Origin of the sequence: Variovorax raffinosi (genome assembly GCF_051216615.1) — a bacterium.
Taxonomy (GTDB): domain Bacteria; phylum Pseudomonadota; class Gammaproteobacteria; order Burkholderiales; family Burkholderiaceae_C; genus Variovorax.
In genome coordinates, this window is the sequence record NZ_JBPJZR010000017.1 from 68781 (window position 1) to 86159 (window position 17379).

Genomic DNA, 17379 nt, shown 5'->3' on the forward strand with positions numbered 1-17379 from the left:
TCATCACGAGACACGCACACCCTTGATCACGGTGCGGTCCGAGTCTCGCCGCAAGCTTTCTTGAATCCCCGGTCCCGCGAGATGAACGCCGCCAGCATGTGCGGCACCAGCGCCACCGCATCCACCGGCACATGATGCACACGCGCATGCACCTCTGCGTATGCATCAAGCTGCGCCTTCAGCTCGGTTGAGACCGTGATCGTCAATTTCACCGAAGATGACGCCGGCAGCGGCCCCAGGCTCAACCGGTTCACGCTCTTGCTCATTGAATCCCTCCGCGACTAAAAAAAAGCGGCTGGTACGGTCGAAGGATCAGGTCCTTGCTCACCATCACCCGCATCGGGAAGCCCGGTCGAATTGTCAGCGTCGGCTGAATGCTCGCATTGCGCCTCGTGATCTCCTGCCCCACCTGATTGATCGAGTCCTGCGCGCCCTCGCGGATAGCGATCACCGTCCGGTTGCCATCCTCGCTGGTGCGGCTCTCCGGCGCCGCCAGTTCCGCTCCGACCCCAAGCAGCGTGGACAGCGCGGCACCGGCCAGGATGCGGTCCCAGTGCCAGTCCACACCATCCTCCAGTCCGGCATAGCCTGCCGGGTCAATGCCCGGCAAACGGTCCAGCGCCACTGAAGACGTGTCCGGCAGGATCAGCCGAGTCCACACCAGCAGCACGCGCCGCTGACCAAACGCCACCTGGCTGTCGTAGCGCCCGATCAGCCGCGAGCCCTGCGGGATCAACAGGTGCCGCCCCGTGGCCGTGTCGTACACGGCTTCGGCCACGTTCGCGATCACCTGGCCCGGCAGATCCGAGTTGATCCCGGTCACCAGTGCAGCTGAGATCACCGTGCCCGCCATCACTTGGTATGGCGATGCAGGTAACTGCAAGCTCCCAGGACTGCGCGTGGCACCGTCACCGGTCTTCGCCAGGAAGGCCTCCTTCGCATCCTGCCGGTTTTGCGCCGCAGTCGGATCGACAGATGTTGACGAAGCGATCGGCGACATCGCACCCATTGGATTGAACGCCTGTTGGCTCGAAGGCAGCGCTGCCGTACCACCGGCAGCAGGCTGCACCGGCGCGACCGCGCCGGTGCCAGGCCGCGTGCCGCCACCGTTGCTTCCCGTAGCCCGGAAGAACACAGAGGATCGGGCCGCTTCTTCGGCCGCCAGCCGCTCGGCCTGCGCCGGATCGATGCCACCCGCTCCCCCATGGGGTGGTCGCATCTCCATCGGCTGCTGCGACTTCACGATGGCCGGCCCCAGGTCGCCCGGTAACGGCTCACCTAGCACGGGCGGCGCCTTCAACGCCGGCGGCAGTCCGGCGTAGTCCTTGGGCAGGCGCTCCAGGCCCTCCGACTTCGCGATTCGATCGACGTTGAACAGTTCGGCCGCTGAATTGCGCGCACGCTGCTGCGATTGCAGCGACCACAAGGTGCCGCCCAGGACGGCTGCGGCCAGCGTGCCCACGCCCATCGCCAACATACGGCGGTTCAGCCGGACGGCGGAACGCGGCTGCGCCCGCAACGCCAATGCCTCCGGATCGGCCTTGGCTGGCGGCGCAACAGGTTGGGCATCAGTCTCGCTCATGATCCGCTCCCACGCACGGTTGCCAGACCATCGGTGCGCTCGATGCGCACCACCTCCGCCTTGCCGCCCTTGAATCCGCCCAAGCGCAGTTCGGCCGCCCCAAACAACCGGTCCACCACGTAGTACGGTGAGCGGAAGCGGTAGTTCACGAGCTGGCCATCACCCTGTGGGCCGATGACGAACAGCGGCGGCAGCTCACCCTGCGCGATGCCGCCGGGGAACTGGATGTAGACCCGCTGCCCGTCGTCGAAGGCCCGCAGCGGCTTCCATGAAGGCCCGTCGCCCGTGATCGCATAGCGGAAGCGAATCTGTCCCAGCGAAAGGCCTGAGTCCACAGGCGTGGCCGCCTGGGCTTCTCGCGCCTGCTTCTGCAGCGCCAACATCCGATCCTTCGGATAGTCCCACGACACCGAAGCCATCCACGTCTGCGGCGTCGAGGACAGCTCGAGCAGGTAGGTGCGCCGGTTGGTCGTGATGACCAGGTTGGTCTTCAGGCTAATTCGCGTCGGCTTGACCAGGATGTTCACGCGGAGCGTGGCGCCTGCACCGCTCGCCGTATCACCCACGATCCAGCGCACGGTATCACCCGCCGAGACGGTCATGAGTTCCTCTCCCTCCTGCAGCGCGATGACGGTCACGCGGCCCGGGCTCGTGTAGACCTGATACAGCGCACCATCGGCATAGGGCCAGACCTGGATGGCGTTGACGTAGCCCTCGCGTGAAGGCGCGATGCGCGCCTCTTCGTTCGCGCGTGCAACACGCACCTTGTCATCGGCCGGTTCCGGCACCGGCTTCACCTCGACCTCGACTGGAAACGCCTTCAACTGCTCGGGCAGAGGAAGCGGCTGGGGCACCGCGACCACCTCGATGGGCTTCGCAGGTTCGGGCAGCATCTGCGCCGCGACCGCGACGGGCTCATCCAGCGAGATCACCGGCGGTGGCTTGCCCTGCGTGGCGCAGCCCGCGGCAGACGCCAGCGCGCCAAGCAGGAACGACCTCCAAACGTTTCTACGGAAATGTGTCTTCACGGTTTTGCTCCTTGCGATGCGTCGAGTTCACGGCTCCACGACAGGCCGTTGACGTAGATACCCAGGGGGTTCTTGCGCAACCGCTCCTCGGTGCGCGGCGGCTGCAGCACGATGGAGATGACAGCTGTCCAATGCTCCAGCCCGGCGGCCGCCCCGTTGACGTAGCGCCGTTCGGTCCAACGCACCTGAAACGAGGTGTCGCTCGCCCGAACGATGCTGTTGACTTGCACCGTGATGGTTTCAGTACCGATGCGCGAGAACGGGTCGTTCGCGCGGGCGTGCTCGTTGAGCGTGGCCGCGCCCCGGTCGGTCGTGTAGTCGTAAGCATCGAGCCAGTTCTGCCGAACGACGATGGGGTCGATAGAGAGCGAGCGCACCAGCGTGACGAAGCGCGCCAGGTGGTGGGCGGTCTGCGCATCGCTGGGCTTGTAGGGGGTGGCGGCCTCGCCGATTGCTCGGACCTGCCCGGCCTGCTCCACCTCGATGACGTAGGGCGTCACGATGGACTGCGCCGAACGCCAGACCAGGCCACCGCCCATCAGCAGGGCCAGGCCCAGACAACCGAAGGCCATGAGCCGCCAGTTCTTCGCCTGCACCCGGGCCGAGCCGATGCGTTCGTCCCAGACCTGCGCTGCGGCCTGATAGGGGGTGACGGGTGCGGGCGTGTCCGCATACCGCACCTGGGGTCGTTTGAATCGCATGAGGAATCCTTTCAAGAACTGGAGTCGTCGCGCAGGCTCGGGCCAGAGCCGCCGCCTGCGTGGTCACCGGACCGCAGCACGTGGGCCGCAGTGGTCGCGGCATGGGTCACCTGCTGCTTGCGGCGCATGCGCTGCGCCCATGCGGGCTCGGACGCGGGCGCCGCGGATGCACCGCGCTCAGCCGCCGAGCCAGATGCAGACGAAGAAGCCGGCGCTGGCGTTGCCGCATCGGCCACGAAGTTCGCCGCGCGGTCCTTGATGGCCTTGGCGCTGGATGCGACACGCTGGCCGGCCGCGCTGGCCCCGGCCTTTGCGACGTTGGCGAGCCCGGCACCGGCAGCTCGCACGCTGCCACCGCCCGATGCGCGGGCGCCCGCCTGGTAGGCGCTCTTGGCACTGCTGGCCAAGGCGCTGGCTGATCGCGCAGCGGTAGCACCGCCTCCGATGGCCGCACGCGCAGCACCTGGCGCCATGCGCGCACCAGCCGCGACGGAGGAACCGGCGCCTGCCACGGCCGCACCACCGGCGACCGCGAGCCCCGCCGCGCCGATGGCCGTACCAGCCGCAGCACCCGCACCCAGCTGCGGTGCACCGGACACCAGCCCCGTCGCAATCCCCGGCCCAAAGATCCCCAGGCCCAGCATCGCAAGTGACGCGAGCATGATCACCAGCGCATGGTCGATGCTCGGATCGGCACCGGGTGGCACAGTGAACTCGGCAAACAGGCCCGAGCCGATACCCACGATCACCGCCAGCACAAGCACCTTGATGCCGGAAGACACCACATTGCCCAGCACCTTCTCAGCCAGGAACGAGGTCTTGTTCCACAGCGCAAAGGGAACGAGGATGAAGCCCGCAAGTGTGGTGAGCTTGAACTCGATCAGCGTCACGAAGAGCTGCACGGCCAGGACGAAGAACGCCACGATCAACACCAGCCATGCGAGGAACAGCACCGCGATGGTGTCGAGGTGCGCGAACACCTCGGGGAATCCCGTCATGTCGCTGATCTGTTCCATGATCGGCCGGCCCGCATCGATGCCGACCTGCGCGAGCCGTCCCGGCTGCAGTAACTGCCCGTGCGTCATTGCTGAACCGGAAGCCGTCAGACCGAGTCCGGCAAAGGAGTTGAAGACGATGGCCGCCAGCCGATTGAAGTTGCCCAGAATGTAGGCGAAAGCACCGACGTAAAGCACCTTCTTGATCAACTTGGCCATCACGTCGTCGCCTTGGCCCGAAGCATGGCTCATGGCCCAGAAGAGACCGGCGAGCGTCATGTCGATCGCGACCAGCGTGGCCGTGAGAAAGGCCACTTCCCCACCGAGCAGGCCGAACCCCGAATCGATGTAGCGCGAGAAGACATCCAGGAAGCGGTCGATGACCGACACGTCGTTCATGGCGTCAGTCCTTCGCTGCCGGCGGCGTGGCGCTGGGAACCTCGGCCGGTGGCGGTGGCGGGCGCACCGGATTGTTCGCATAGGGAGAAGGCGTCGCCCGCATGAAGCGCTGCCGCGTGGCCTCGGCCACTGCGTTGCACTGGGCATCACCCACCTTGGCACGGTCGGCCTTGCACTGCGCACGCAGTTCCTTCAGGCGCTCCGGATTGGCGACCAGCGATTCGACCGATTCGATGGATGCCGGTTTTCCACAGGCCACCAGCAGCAAGGAAACAGCAGTGGTCAAGACGATGAAGACTTCTTTCATGACGGCCTCACGGGTTGCTGTAGAAGTTCACCGTGTAGGGCGTGTACGGCGTGCCCGAACCCATGAAGCGCCGCCGCACTTCCTTGGCCCGCTCATGCACGGCCACCTGCCGCGCCTGCTCCAGCGCAGTGGCCCGGTCCTGCGTGATCTGCAACTGCTGCGCTTGGATCGCCTGACGCGCCTGCAGGGCCAGCAGTTGGTTGGTCGCCTGCGTGGCCTGCAGCGCGCCCACGGCCGACTGGCTTCGGTTCACCAGATCCGTCAGTGCCTGCTCGTCCTTGGTGAAGTTCTGCACGGCCTGCGATTGCACTTTGGTCGCTGTGTGCAGGGCTTCGAGCGAATTCGTCCACCGCTTGCGCGCATCGAGTGCCATCTGCGTGCTGGTCATCGCCGCGGAGAACGATTCAGGATACAGCCGCCGGAACTCGGTCTCCATCTGCTGCACGTTGAAAGCCAGGCCTTGCGCCTGTTGGATCAGTTGGTTCGTCGCCGACAGCGCCGCACGGAGTTCGTTCAACGCGCTGAAGTCCAGGCCGGTCAGGTTCTTCGCCTGGTTCATCAACGACTGCGCCTGGTTCTGCAGTTGCTTGATCTGGTTGTTGATCTGCTCCAGGGTGTTGGCAGCGGTCAGGATGTTCTGCGCGAGGTTCGTGGGGTCGACTACCACCCACTGCGCGTGCGCGGCTGGTGCGAGCCCGATCAGCGAAGCCGCCGCAGCGGCAATGAGGGATTGGCGGAAGTGCTTCATGGCAAGGTCTCCTTCAAGGTTGAGGGCGGGGATGGGAACGAGGGAATGAGATCTGCCGCCCAGTCGAGGCCGCGACGGCGCAGCCAGGTGGCGGCGAATGCATCGGCACTGCCATCGGCGAGAACGGCATCGATGGCACGCTGGTCTTCCTGCGAGGACGCACCAGCGAAAGCCAGAGCCACAGGCCCGAGCCCGAGGTCAAAGACCCGGTTGCCGAGCCGCGACTGGTAGTAGTAGTCCCGCTTGGGCTGTGCGGTCGCGACGATCTCGATCTGCCTGTTGTTCAGGCCGAAGCCTTCGTAGATCACCTTGATCTGCGGCTCCGTCGCCTGCGGGTTCGGCAGGAAGATGCGGCTCGCGCAGCTCTCCACGATGGCCGGAGCGATGCTGGAGTTCTGGATGTCCGCCAGACTCTGCGTGGCGAAGATGACCGATACGTTCTTCTTGCGCAGGGTCTTGAGCCACTGGCGGATGCGCGCGGCGAACACCGGGTCATCCAGGAACAACCAGGCCTCATCAAGGATCAACAAGGTGGGCGCGCCGTCGAAGCGTTCATCGAAGCGAGCAAAGAGATACCCGAGCACGGCCAGCACCGCGGCCTTGCTGTGCATCAGCTCTTCCATCTCGAAACACTGAATAGGCGGCGATCCGAGCCGGTCCGAATCCGCGTCGAGCAGCTTGCCGTGGGCGCCGCCCAGCACATAGGGAGCCAGCGCTTGGCGCAGCGCGTTCGACTGCAGCAGCACCGACAAGCCCGTCATGGTGCGCTGCTCCGTAGGCGCACTGGCCAGACTGTTCAAGGCCGACCAGACGGCATCCTTCTCGGGCGGTCCGACAACGACGCCCTCCTGTAGCAAGCGTCCTTCGATCCACTCGGCTGCCCAGGTCCGATAGCCCTCCTGAGTGATGCGCGCGAGTGGCTGGAAGGCGATCTCACCGTCGTTTCCGAGGTCGTAGTGCTCGCCACCCAGGCCGAGCACGGTGGCTCGCATCGATCGTCCCATGTCGAAGACGAGAATCTGCGACCCCGCATAGCGCCGGAACTGCATTGCGAGTGTGGCGAGCAGCACGGACTTTCCCATGCCGGTGGGCCCGACCACCAGGGTATGCCCCACATCGCCCACATGCGTGACCAGCCGGAACGGTGTCGCGCCATCGGTGCGCGTGACGATGAGCGGCGGCCCGTCGAGGTGGCTGTTCCTGTCCGGCCCCGCCCACACGGCCGATACCGGCATCATGTGAGCCAGGTTCAGCGTCGAGACGATGGGCTGGCGCACATTGGCATACACGTTCCCTGGGATGGAGGACAGCCAAGCCTCGACCGAATTCAAGGTCTCGGGGATCGTCACGAAGCCACGGCCCTGGATCGCGCGTTCGACCTGCCGCAGCTTTTCGTCGGCAGAACTCGCATCGGCATCGAACACCGTCACCGTGGCTGTGACGTAGCCGAAAGCGACTTGATCGCTGCCTAGCTCCTGCAGGGCAGCATCGGCATCCGATGCCTTGTTACTGGCATCGGTATCGACCAGCGGGCTCTCCTGATTAAAGATCGTCTCGCGTAGCAGCGCCACGATGTTCTTGCGTTTGGCAAACCACTGACGACGCAGGCGCACCAGTTCCTTTTCTGCTTCGGCCTTGTCCAGGCACAGGAAGCGCGTGCTCCAGCGGTAAGCGAAGCCCAGGCGGTTGAGGTCATCCAGAATCCCCGGCCAGGTCGAGGTCGGGAAGCCTCGCACCGACAGCACACGCAGGTGCGCATCGCCCAGCATGGGCGCGAGGCCACCCACCAGTGGCCTGTCCGCCAGCAGCGCGTCGAGGTGCATCGGCAACTCGGGCACCGCGATGCGTTGCCGCTGTGTCGAGACCGTCGCATGCAGGTAGCTCAAGGTCTGGCTGTCATCGAGCCACTCGATTTCCGGCATCACGCCTTCGAGCAGACCGAGGAAGCGCTCGGACTCAGAGGCGAAGGTCTCCAGGCGCTCGCGCCAATCGTTGCCCTCGGTCTTCTGGTTTTCGTACAGAAGATGGCCAGCACGCGCTCGGGATTCCTCGGGCGGCAGGTACAGCAGCGTCAGGTGGTAGCGGCTCTCGAAGTGACTTTCGGCCTCCTCGAAACCCGCGCGCCGCTCCTCATCGACCAGCCAGGACAGCGGTTCGGGGAAAGCGGACTCCGGGTAGTCGGCGGCCTCACGCCGCTCGGCCTCCACGAACAACGCCCAGCCCGAACCCAGGCGGCGCAGCGCGTTGTTCAAGCGCGCAGACGTGGCGATCAATTCGCCCTGCGTCGCGCTGTCCAGGTCCGGCCCCCGGAAGCGGGCCGAACGCTGGAAGGAGCCGTCCTTGTTGAGGACGACACCGGGTGCGACCAGACCGGCCCAGGGGAGCCAGTCGGCCAGCAGCGCCGGGCGCTTGCGGTATTCGGCGAGGTTCAGCATGGTCGCCTTCCCTCACACGTCCAGCAGCGGCTTGTGCTTGATGTGCCGCGCGAACACAGCCATGAACTGTGCATCCATGCGCGCGCCCCAGACTGCCAGCGAATGCCCGACGATCCAGAGCACCAGGCCCGGAATCCACAGCTGCAGCCCGAGGCCCACAGCAGCGGCCAGCGTGCCGTTGGCAATCGCCACCGTGCGCGGTGCGCCGCCGAGCAGGATCGGCTCTGTCAGCGAGCGATGCAGCGGCACCTCGAACCCCGACGCGAAGCCTGCTGCGGCGTTGGGCCCGGTCGAATGCGTGCCGTTCATGCGATCACCGCCCCGCCTGTGAAGCTGAAGAAGCTCAGGAAGAACGAGGACGCTGCGAACGCGATCGACAGCCCGAAGACGATCTGGATCAGCTTTCGGAAGCCCCCGGAGGTGTCGCCGAACGCCAGCGCGAGCCCGGTGGCGATGATCACGATCACCGCGACGATGCGCGCCACTGGCCCCTGGATCGATTCGAGGATGGACTGCAATGGCGCTTCCCACGGCATGCTGGAGCCGGCCGCGTGCGCGGGCAGCGCGACAGCCAACAGCAACGCCGCGATGGCGGCGGTCTGCAGAAGCGGTTTTACGGAAATGCGTGGGATCGCAAGAGTGGATGGCGTCATGACGGTTCTCCTGTGGTGGATGACGAGTGGGTGGAAATCAAAGGGAATGCAGGCCCGAGCGAGGTGTCGAGCTGGTAGCCATGGCTGTCGAAGCCGATGACGCGTGCGATCTCGCGCACGCGGCGCGCGCGGCCACGACCGGAGATGAAGACGATCACGTTGACCGCCTCGGCGATCAGCGCCCGCGGCACGGTCACACTGACCTCCTGCACCAGCTGTTCGAGGCGCAGCAGCGCGCCCGCCGCAGAATTGGCGTGCACCGTCGCGATGCCGCCAGGGTGGCCGGTGCCCCAGGCCTTGAGCATGTCCAGCGCCTCGGCGCCGCGCACCTCGCCCACGACGATGCGATCCGGACGCAGCCGCAGCGTCGCGCGCAGCAGGTCGGCCATCGTGCTGACACCTGGCTCGGTGCGCATGGCCACAAAGTCGTCGCTGCTGCACTGCAGCTCCACGGTGTCTTCGAGGATGAGTACGCGGTCATGGGTGCGCGCGATCTCGTCGAGCAGCGCATTCGCCAGCGTCGTCTTGCCGGTGCTGGTGCCGCCGGCCACCACGATGTCCATGCGCTCGCGCACGGCCGAACGCAGAAACGCCGCCTGTGCCTCGGTCATGACGCCATCGGCCACGTAGTCGGCCAGGGTCATGATGCGCAGGGCGCGCTTGCGGATTGCGAAGGTAGGCGCCCGCACGATGGGCGGCAGGGCACCCATGAAGCGCTCGCCGGTCTCGGGCAGTTCGGCCGACAGCAGCGGCGCGCCGGGGTGAACTTCGGCGCGCACATGGGCAGCTACAAGCCGGATGATGCGTTCCGCAATGGCAGGGGGAATCTTCTTGCCCGTCGGCGAACGGCCGGTACCTAACCTGTCCAGCCATAGCGACCCGTCCGGATTCAGCAGCACTTCGACCACTTCAGGATCGTCGAGCGCTGCCGCGATCTCCGGGCCCATGGCCGTGCGCAGCATGCGGATGCGCCGTTGCGCGGACTCCGTTCCTTTGTCCTCGGATGGTTCTCGCCCGCTGCCGGGGTGTTCGCCCGGCGCATCGTCGAAGCGCTTCATGGTTTGTCTCCTTCGGTTCTGGAGGGATTGCCTCCGGGAAGGGGATCGCGGGCGCCGAACGGCGGATCGCCTTCCGTGCCAACGGACCCCGCGGAGTCCGGTTCGATCTCTTCATGGATCTCCCGGACCAGGCTGCGCCCGCGCTGGATGTGGCGGGCGAGCTGTTCGATGAACTGGGCATAGCGGGCACGGCCCTGGGCGCGCAGGGCCTCCTGCTGATGTTCGGGCACCGGCAGGGCCACCGTGAGGTAGTGGCGCAGGTACAGCGCCACGGTCTCGATCAGCACGCCCTGGTCGCGCTCCAGCCGGTCGAACTGGCGGGAGAGCCGGTCCAGGCGTTTGGTCAAAGCGGCTTCGCGCTGGTCCATTGCATCGGGCGACAGGAACGAAGCCAGCGCTGCGGCGATCACCGACGACTTCGAGGCCCCGCGGTGCGCGGCGAAGTCCTCCAGGCGCTTCGCGTGTTCGGGCTCGATGAAGATGTTCAGGCGAGCGCGGGTCATAGCGCGATCCCATCGTCAGGGTCCATGGCCGCCAGACGTGCGGTGCGCATCAATTGCCGATCGAGATCTCGCGGCAGCAGCGGCGCGCCGTCGTCGTCTCGTTCGTCATCGAACACGATAAGGTCGCCGGCCTCGGGCTCTTGCGCCGTCTCTTCGGAGATGTCCAGCTCGGGCTTGCGTTGATGACCACCTTCGTCGGCGAAGCCGCCCATCTCATCGACGGTCGATGACGCGGCCACAGCCGGAATCACCAGACCGCTCCAGTCGTCCGCACGCGCAGCAGGCTTGTCTGCGTACGTGCCCCCAGGCTGCGCTCCGAAGACCGGTGCCGGGAGCACCCGGCAGATGAAATTCCGGTCCTGGTAGTAGCGCAGCTTCTTCGCGCGGATCGGCGGATGCCCGGACACCATTACCACCGCATCGTCGGGCGGTAGCTGCATGACTTCGCCGGGCGTGAGCAGAGGCCGCGCCGTCTCCTGCCGCGAGACCATCAGGTGGCCCAGCCACGGCGCGAGCCGATGCCCCGCATAGTTGCGTTGCGCCCGCAGCTCTGTCGCTGTTCCCAACGAATCCGAAATCCGCTTAGCCGTGCGCTCGTCGTTCGTGGCGAACGCGATGCGCACGTGGCAGTTGTCCAGGATCGAATGGTTCGGGCCGTACGCCTTGTCGATCTGGTTGAGCGACTGCGCGATCAGGAAGGCGCGCAGCCCGTAGCCGGCCATGAAGGCCAATGTTGACTCGAAGAAGTCCAGCCGGCCCAGGGCCGGAAACTCGTCGAGCATCAGCAGCAGCTTGTGCCTGCGCTGAATGCCATCGCTGCCATCCAGCGATTCGGTCAAGCGCCGGCCGACCTGGTTAAGGATCAGCCGGATCAACGGCTTGGTGCGGCTGATGTCGGAGGGTGGAACGACCAGGTAGAGCGACACAGGATGCTCGGCCGAGATCAGGTCGGCGATGCGCCAGTCGCAGCGCGAGGTCACTTCGGCCACCGTGGGGTCGCGGTAGAGACCCAGGAAGCTCATCGCGGTCGAGAGCACACCGGAGCGCTCGTTGTCGCTCTTGTTCAGGACTTCGCGCGCGGACGAGGCGACGACGGGATGAACCTCCTCCCCCAAGTGCTTCGTCGTCATCATCCGATGCAGCGTCACCTCGAAGGGACACGCCGGATCGGACAGAAAGTTGGCAACGCCTCGCAGGGTCCTGTCCTCACCGGCGTACAGCACGTGCAGGATGGCGCCGACCAGCAATGCATGGCTGGTCTTCTCCCAGTGGTTGCGCTTCTCCAGCGCACCTTCGGGATCTACCAGGATGTCGGCAATGTTCTGCACGTCTCGCACCTCGTGGGCGCCGCGCCGCACTTCGAGCAGCGGGTTGTATGCGGCCGACTTCGCATCCGTGGGATTGAACAGCAGGCAGTGGCTGAAGCGCGAACGCCAGCCGGCCGTGAGACTCCAGTTCTCGCCCTTGATGTCGTGGATCACGGCTGAGCCGGACCAGGACAAGAGAGTCGGAACGACCAAGCCGACGCCCTTGCCGGAACGCGTCGGCGCGAAGGCCATCACGTGTTCGGGTCCTTCGTGGCGCAGATAGCGGCCATCCTTGGATGGCGCACGGCCGAGAAAGACCCCGGCATCGCCCGTCAGATCGGCCTCCTCGATCTCCTCACGCTCAGCCCACCGCGCAGAGCCATAGGTGGTGACACGGCGGGCCATGCGCGAACGCCACACCGCCATGCCGATGGCCGCGCCCGTGGCCAACATCCCACTAGAAGCGGCGATGGTGCCGCCGCGCGTGAACACCTCTGGCGCATAGGCGTCGTACCAGTACCACCACTCAAAAAGCTTCCACGGTTCGTAGATCGGAACGCCTGCCACGTCGAACCACGCGGCACCCAGGCGAGGCTGGTTGCCCAGTGCATGGGCGGTCCACTGCGTAGCGCCCCAAACGCCGCCCACGGCGACGCCGATCACGACTGCAATCTGACCGAACAAGATGCCCGTATGGGTGCCTGTACTTGCACTTCCACCGGTCTGAGACTCGGATGACATGCTCGCTCCTTCCGACGCTTTTCCAGCGCACGTTCTTTGCGCACTTCTGCGCAAGCGTGCCCCCACGGCACGCATCGCACGAGTGTGGAATCGATGCGCCGCGTAGCCCACCCATCGGGGCGCAGCGCAGCGCGCGCTATTCGGAAAAATGCGAAAGAAGCGTTCAGGCGCCGCAGCTGCGCCCTCTGGAGCGCTGTGCGGCGTCATGTTCTGGTGATGAGCCCGGCCAGCCGTTGCGACAGCGCGGACTTGTCTCTTGAATGGAAGCATCGGCACGCAGCATCTGCGCGTCCAGGGATCATTCGTCGAGGTCTTGATGCGTTGTCCAGCGCACGGGGCGCACGCGTCATCGGCGTGGATCAAGGCGCATCGCGGGAGATGCGTTGCCCGGGATTACTGCGGGTCTTTCATGTGGGCAATGAACTGCCCAACGACCAGCGGCACACCCGCGCTCAGCCGCTTGTGCAGTACGTAGGTGGTGAGCGAAGCCGTTTCGTGCCGCAGCGGGATGGACACGATGTCCGGTCGGTTCACCGTGAGCATGTGACCCGCGTCCGCCAGCCCGATGCCGCAACCGCTGCCGATCTTGGTGATGAAGACCGCCAGGCTGGACGCATGGTCCACGACGTTGGGTGTATCGGTGAAGCTGCGTACAAGTTCGTCGACCTGGCGATGCACGCCGGGCTTGTAGTTCGGGTCGCACATGACCAGCGGCTGGGCCACCACCTGCGGCAGGGTCAGTTCCTTCCGCGCGGCGAGTTCGTGGCCCGCCGGCACCAGTACGACCAGTGGGTAGGACCACGCGGGCTCCTGTACGATCGTGGGTTCTTCGACGATGCCGAAAGAAAAGCCCACGTCCAGTTCTTCGCGTCGCAGCGCGCCCGCAAGTTCGTTGGCGCGCATCTCGCTGATCTCCAGTTCGGTGCGGGGCACCGTGGCACGCCAGGCGGCAAAGCGCTGTGACAGCAGAGGCTGCACCAGTCCATCGGCGATGCCGATCCGCAGCGCAATGCCGGCTCTGGCGTCGGTGTCGCGCATCATGCGCACCATGTGTTCGAAGGACGTGAGCAGGTCGTCGCTCTGTACCTGCAGTTGCTCGCCTGCGGGTGTGAGGCGGATGGTGCGCTGCGTTCGCACGAATAACTCGACGCCCAGCCGTTCCTCCAATTCTCGAATCACGCGTGAGATGCCTGACTGGTCGGTGTGAAGGACCTCCGCAGCCCTGCGGAAGCTCTTCTCCTGGGCAACGATCCGGAACCAATGCACGTGGCGAAGGGTGATGGAATGGATCATCGGCTCCCCGCCGCGAACGAGGCAATGTGTTCTCGGCGGAGACGTTGGAACGGAGGATGAAAAGGATCGAGAATCGCGTGGAAGTCGTTCATGCTTGTCTCTCCTTTTTATGAAACTCTGGCCCTGAGCACCATCAAATGGGGCGTAGCGATGAAAGCCGTGATGTGCTTCGCCCCTCCCTCCCGGCCAGCCGATGCTGCGCCTGCTGGTCGGTGCGCTGCGCACGCAGGCTGGCCAGCGCCGCGCGGCCGGCATCGACCGTGGCCTGCTGCGCTGGGGTCGACCTCAACCAGCAGTTGCCCCTTCTTCACCACGCTGCCGGGCGCCACCGGCAGGCTCTGGATCAGCCCCGACACCTGAGCGCCCACGTCGACGTAGCTGCGCGGCTGCCGCGTACCGATGGCCGTGACGGTCGGCTCGACATCGCCGCGCGCGACGCCCTGCGTCTGGTAGGCCACCGAGGGCCGCGCCTGCCACCACCAGAACGCGCCACTGGCGAGGGCGATGGACACCACGATCACCGGCACGCGCCAGCCGCGTACCGGACGGGCCGCCACCTCCATCAGCGCGGCACCTCGAAGCTCAGCGTGGCGGTGTGGCGCACGTCCTCGTACTTCTTGCCGTCAACCGTGACCGCGCCGTTCACGCGCGCCGTGACCTCGAGCAAGTACAGGCCGGGGAACGGCGTGCCGAGCGTGACGGTGCCGTCCTTCGAGGGATTGAGCACGCGGCGCCAGCCCTCGGCGGTGTCCACGTTGACCTGCGACGCGGCCACGGTGTTGCCTTTCCACATCAGCTTGAAGGTGTTGCCGTTGGGTTCGGTCGGCACCAGCTCCAGGTCGTTCATCGCTTGAGTCTCGGCGCGCCCGAACCTGGCCTGGTAGTAGTTGAGGACGGGCATACCCGACGCGCCGTCGACGCGGCTGGTGACCACGCGCAGGTCGGCATTCGTCGACGGTGCGGCCGCGGCCGATACGGCGATCATCAGGCGCTCGGCCTCGGCCGTCAGCGGCAGGTCCTTGCCGTCGGCCAGGAAGGCGCGCGGCGCAACCAGGCCCGCGAGCGTCTGACTGCCCTTGCCGAGCTCGCCCATGCGCGCCTCGACGACCGCACCCTCGCGCTGCAGCCAGAGGTATTGCGCCTGCGCGGCACCGGCGATCGAGAACAGCGCGGCAGCGAGCGAGACATGGCGTGAAGGCGGAACGAAGAAGGCAACGTCATGAGCGGATGAACCTTGGAAGAAGCGGTTGAAGAGAGTTGGGCACGGCCATGCGAGGCGGCTCAGACAACGGAACGCCAAGCCAGCAGCACTACCACGCACAGTGCACCGGCGCTGAGGAAACCCAGCCACACCACGGTGCCCACGCTGCCGCCCCAGGCGAACAGGCAAGGCGCCAGCGCGAGCGCGATCAGCAGGCTTCCCAGGGCGCGCAGCGCCGCGCGCAGCAGGCGCGGCGTCTCGCGGCGTCGTGTGAGTTGCTCGTAGTGGCGGTCCATCGCGGCACTCAGCGCAGCCATGCCAGCGAAGGCCAGTGCAAGTGCGAGCAGCGACGCGGTGAGGGTGGTCGCGGTGATCAAGGCAAGGTTTCCACAGGGGTGGTCGTCGTCGCGGCATGCATGGCTTTTTTCGGCGCATGCGCAGCGCCGTGCCGATCGCGCCGGCGCAGCACGCGCATCCCACCCAATGCCGCGAGGCCAAACACCATCGCCACCCCCTCGACGCCCGCGCTCTCCCAGTCGCCGCGCAGCCACTGGGCCAGCGGCCAGTCGCCGGTGGTGGCGAAGTTCAGCACCGGCAGCAGCAGGCACAGCGCGGCCAGCAGGCCCATCTGCTCGCGCCACGCAGCGCCCGGCCTGCGCAGCAGCGCGTGGACCAGCGCCAGCAGCCACAGGCCGAAGAACACGCGCAGTTCCCAGTCGGCGCGCTGCGTGAGGCCCAGCGGTACCAGGCGGTTGGCCCAGAGGTAGCCGATGCAGGCGATGCCCAGCCCCGCGATGGCGGCGACGTTGAGGCCCTCGACCAGTCGATAGACGCGCGCGGTGGCACCGCCGAACTCGGTGCCGTGCTTGCCGCGGCGCTTGACGATGAACAGGATAGCGCCCGTGCCCATCATCGCGGTGCCCGCCAGGCCGCAGAGAAAGTAGAGCCACTTCACGGCCCAGCCGCCGAAGCTCGCCATGTGCAGGCCGCCCATCGCGGATTGCGCGAGCGCCGCGGTGCCGCCATCGGCTGCGCCAGGCAGGCGCACCTGCAGCAGTTCGCCGGTGGCCGCCGAGAACGAGGCCATGCCGGTGGTCGGGCTCAGGCGGCGCAGTGACTCGGCCTCGCCGTTCCAGCCGTAGACGCCGATGCGCGCCGCGGCGTCGCCGGGGTGGTCGATCACCACCGCGCGCACCGGCTGGCCCATGAGTGCCTGGCCGCGCGCGGCGAATGATTCGAGATCGGGCACGGGCATCGCGATGCCGCTGCGCGCGGGCTTGCCGCCGCCGAGCTCGGCCATGAACCGCTGCTGCGCGGCCGGGTCGCTGCCGTACTGCGCAAGCTTGGCCACGGGCATGAAGGTCAGGCCCGAGATCACGATGCCGGTGTAGGCGATCATCAGCTGGAAGGGCAGCGTGAGCACCGCGACCGCGTTGTGCGCATCGAGCCAGCTGCGCTGCCCCTTCTTCGGCCTGAAGGTGAAGAAGTCCTTGAAGATGCGCTTGTGCGTGATCACGCCCGAGATCAGCGCCACCAGCATGGCCAGCGCGGCGATGCCCACGATCCAGAGGCCGACCTGGCCCGCATGCAGTTCGTAGTGGAAGTCGACGAAGTGGTGGCCGGCCAGGGTGCCGCGCACCGGCGTGGCGGTGTCGGCGGCCAGCGCGGCGCCGGTCGCGGGGTCGAGCGCCGCGGCCACGTACTCGCCGTTGGCATCGAACCAGTAGACCTTGAGCTCGCCCGCACCCTGCGCATCGGCGGGCCAGAGCTCCCACATCTGCGCCTGGGGATGGTGCTCGGCCATGTAGGCCGTGCCCCAGGCGAGGCGCTGCGCGCGCCCGGCCGTCGCGACCTTGGGCGCCGCCGCGGCGGCCTCCTCCTCCGCATGGTGCTCGGGCGTCATCCAGTGCGAGATCGGCTCGTCGAACACCGCCAGCGTGCCGGTCAGAAAGACCGCGAACAGCAGCCACGAGAACCACAGGCCGCACCAGGTGTGCAGCCAGGCCTGCGCCTGGCGGAAGCCGCCCTCGCCGGCCCCGTTGCCTGCCGCCTTCTTGCGCAGCGCCTTGTGCGCCGCCTTGGTCTGGGAATTGCTCATCTCAGCCTCCCACGCGCGGCCACAGCCAGCCGAGCAGCGCGAGCACCACGGCGGGTCCCAGCAGGCCGAGCCAGACACGGGCCGGCCGCACCGGCGAAAAGGTCCAGATCACGGCGAGCGTGTGGACGACGAAGCTGATCTGCATGCCGGCCAGCACCGCATCGGCGCGCGCGGACGGCAACACGGCGCCGAGGCACACGGCCACCGCGGCGGCCAGCGCGTAACCGCCGAATACGGCGGCCGCGAGGCGGGACAGCACGAGCAGGCCCGGGTGGGTGGGGGTCGAACAAGGAGAAGGCATCGGGGTGGTGGTCAGGCGGGGCGCATGAA

The 17379-nt window shown here is 66.7% G+C and carries 18 protein-coding genes and 1 pseudogene; all 19 read right to left on the reverse strand.

All coding sequences use genetic code 11. The features are described from left to right. Positions 1–26: 26 nt before the first annotated feature. Positions 27–266, reverse strand: a complete 240-nt coding sequence (locus ACSFB7_RS33560; RefSeq protein ID WP_435476654.1) for a DUF2274 domain-containing protein — start codon at positions 264–266, stop codon at positions 27–29. Further along, positions 263–1582, reverse strand: coding sequence for a TraB/TrbI/VirB10 family type IV secretion system protein (locus tag ACSFB7_RS33565; RefSeq protein ID WP_435476655.1), 1320 nt, complete (start codon positions 1580–1582; stop codon positions 263–265). Before ACSFB7_RS33565 ends, ACSFB7_RS33560 begins: the two co-directional genes overlap by 4 nt. Beyond that, entirely contained in the window at positions 1579–2610 is a 1032-nt protein-coding gene (gene trbG / locus ACSFB7_RS33570) for a P-type conjugative transfer protein TrbG (RefSeq protein ID WP_435476656.1), read from the reverse strand. Before trbG ends, ACSFB7_RS33565 begins: the two co-directional genes overlap by 4 nt. Continuing rightward, positions 2607–3311 carry a conjugal transfer protein TrbF gene (gene trbF / locus ACSFB7_RS33575; RefSeq protein ID WP_435476657.1) on the reverse strand — a complete coding sequence of 235 codons (705 nt, stop codon included), beginning with the start codon at positions 3309–3311 and terminating at the stop codon, positions 2607–2609. Before trbF ends, trbG begins: the two co-directional genes overlap by 4 nt. An 11-nt stretch (positions 3312–3322) precedes the next feature. Further along, positions 3323–4705, reverse strand: coding sequence for a P-type conjugative transfer protein TrbL (gene trbL / locus ACSFB7_RS33580; RefSeq protein WP_435476658.1), 1383 nt, complete (start codon positions 4703–4705; stop codon positions 3323–3325). A gap of 4 nt (positions 4706–4709) precedes the next feature. Further along, positions 4710–5012, reverse strand: coding sequence for an EexN family lipoprotein (locus ACSFB7_RS33585; protein ID WP_435476659.1), 303 nt, complete (start codon positions 5010–5012; stop codon positions 4710–4712). A gap of 7 nt (positions 5013–5019) precedes the next feature. Further along, entirely contained in the window at positions 5020–5760 is a 741-nt protein-coding gene (trbJ, locus tag ACSFB7_RS33590; RefSeq protein WP_435476660.1) for a P-type conjugative transfer protein TrbJ, read from the reverse strand. Beyond that, positions 5757–8195, reverse strand: a complete 2439-nt coding sequence (gene trbE, locus ACSFB7_RS33595; RefSeq protein WP_435476661.1) for a conjugal transfer protein TrbE — start codon at positions 8193–8195, stop codon at positions 5757–5759. The genes trbJ and trbE overlap by 4 nt, the downstream gene beginning before the upstream one ends. Positions 8196–8207: 12 nt before the next feature. Further along, positions 8208–8504, reverse strand: a complete 297-nt coding sequence (locus tag ACSFB7_RS33600; RefSeq protein ID WP_435476662.1) for a VirB3 family type IV secretion system protein — start codon at positions 8502–8504, stop codon at positions 8208–8210. Next, the gene (locus ACSFB7_RS33605) at positions 8501–8848 is read right to left on the reverse strand and encodes a TrbC/VirB2 family type IV secretion system protein (RefSeq protein ID WP_435476663.1); all 348 of its coding nucleotides are present in this window, start codon (positions 8846–8848) and stop codon (positions 8501–8503) included. The genes ACSFB7_RS33600 and ACSFB7_RS33605 overlap by 4 nt, the downstream gene beginning before the upstream one ends. Continuing rightward, positions 8845–9810, reverse strand: a complete 966-nt coding sequence (gene trbB / locus ACSFB7_RS33610; protein ID WP_435476723.1) for a P-type conjugative transfer ATPase TrbB — start codon at positions 9808–9810, stop codon at positions 8845–8847. Before trbB ends, ACSFB7_RS33605 begins: the two co-directional genes overlap by 4 nt. Before the next feature lie 92 nt (positions 9811–9902). Beyond that, positions 9903–10409, reverse strand: coding sequence for a CopG family transcriptional regulator (locus ACSFB7_RS33615; protein ID WP_435476664.1), 507 nt, complete (start codon positions 10407–10409; stop codon positions 9903–9905). Continuing rightward, positions 10406–12457 carry a conjugal transfer protein TraG gene (locus tag ACSFB7_RS33620; RefSeq protein WP_435476665.1) on the reverse strand — a complete coding sequence of 684 codons (2052 nt, stop codon included), beginning with the start codon at positions 12455–12457 and terminating at the stop codon, positions 10406–10408. Before ACSFB7_RS33620 ends, ACSFB7_RS33615 begins: the two co-directional genes overlap by 4 nt. A gap of 393 nt (positions 12458–12850) precedes the next feature. Next, a complete protein-coding gene (locus tag ACSFB7_RS33625; protein ID WP_435476666.1) occupies positions 12851–14005 on the reverse strand; it encodes a LysR family transcriptional regulator in 1155 nt (384 codons plus the stop codon). Continuing rightward, positions 13926–14313, reverse strand: a pseudogene (locus ACSFB7_RS33630) (efflux RND transporter periplasmic adaptor subunit); the annotation flags it as partial. The pseudogene ACSFB7_RS33630 and the gene ACSFB7_RS33625, both read right to left, overlap by 80 nt. After that, the gene (locus ACSFB7_RS33635) at positions 14313–15050 is read right to left on the reverse strand and encodes a hypothetical protein (RefSeq protein WP_435476667.1); all 738 of its coding nucleotides are present in this window, start codon (positions 15048–15050) and stop codon (positions 14313–14315) included. The pseudogene ACSFB7_RS33630 and the gene ACSFB7_RS33635, both read right to left, overlap by 1 nt. Further along, the gene (locus ACSFB7_RS33640) at positions 15032–15328 is read right to left on the reverse strand and encodes a DUF3325 domain-containing protein (RefSeq protein ID WP_435476668.1); all 297 of its coding nucleotides are present in this window, start codon (positions 15326–15328) and stop codon (positions 15032–15034) included. Before ACSFB7_RS33640 ends, ACSFB7_RS33635 begins: the two co-directional genes overlap by 19 nt. Next, complete coding sequence (locus ACSFB7_RS33645) at positions 15325–17049, reverse strand: PepSY-associated TM helix domain-containing protein (protein WP_435476669.1); 1725 nt, start codon at positions 17047–17049, stop codon at positions 15325–15327. The genes ACSFB7_RS33640 and ACSFB7_RS33645 overlap by 4 nt, the downstream gene beginning before the upstream one ends. A gap of 1 nt (position 17050) precedes the next feature. Continuing rightward, positions 17051–17350 carry a hypothetical protein gene (locus ACSFB7_RS33650; RefSeq protein WP_435476670.1) on the reverse strand — a complete coding sequence of 100 codons (300 nt, stop codon included), beginning with the start codon at positions 17348–17350 and terminating at the stop codon, positions 17051–17053. Positions 17351–17379 lie beyond the last annotated feature (29 nt).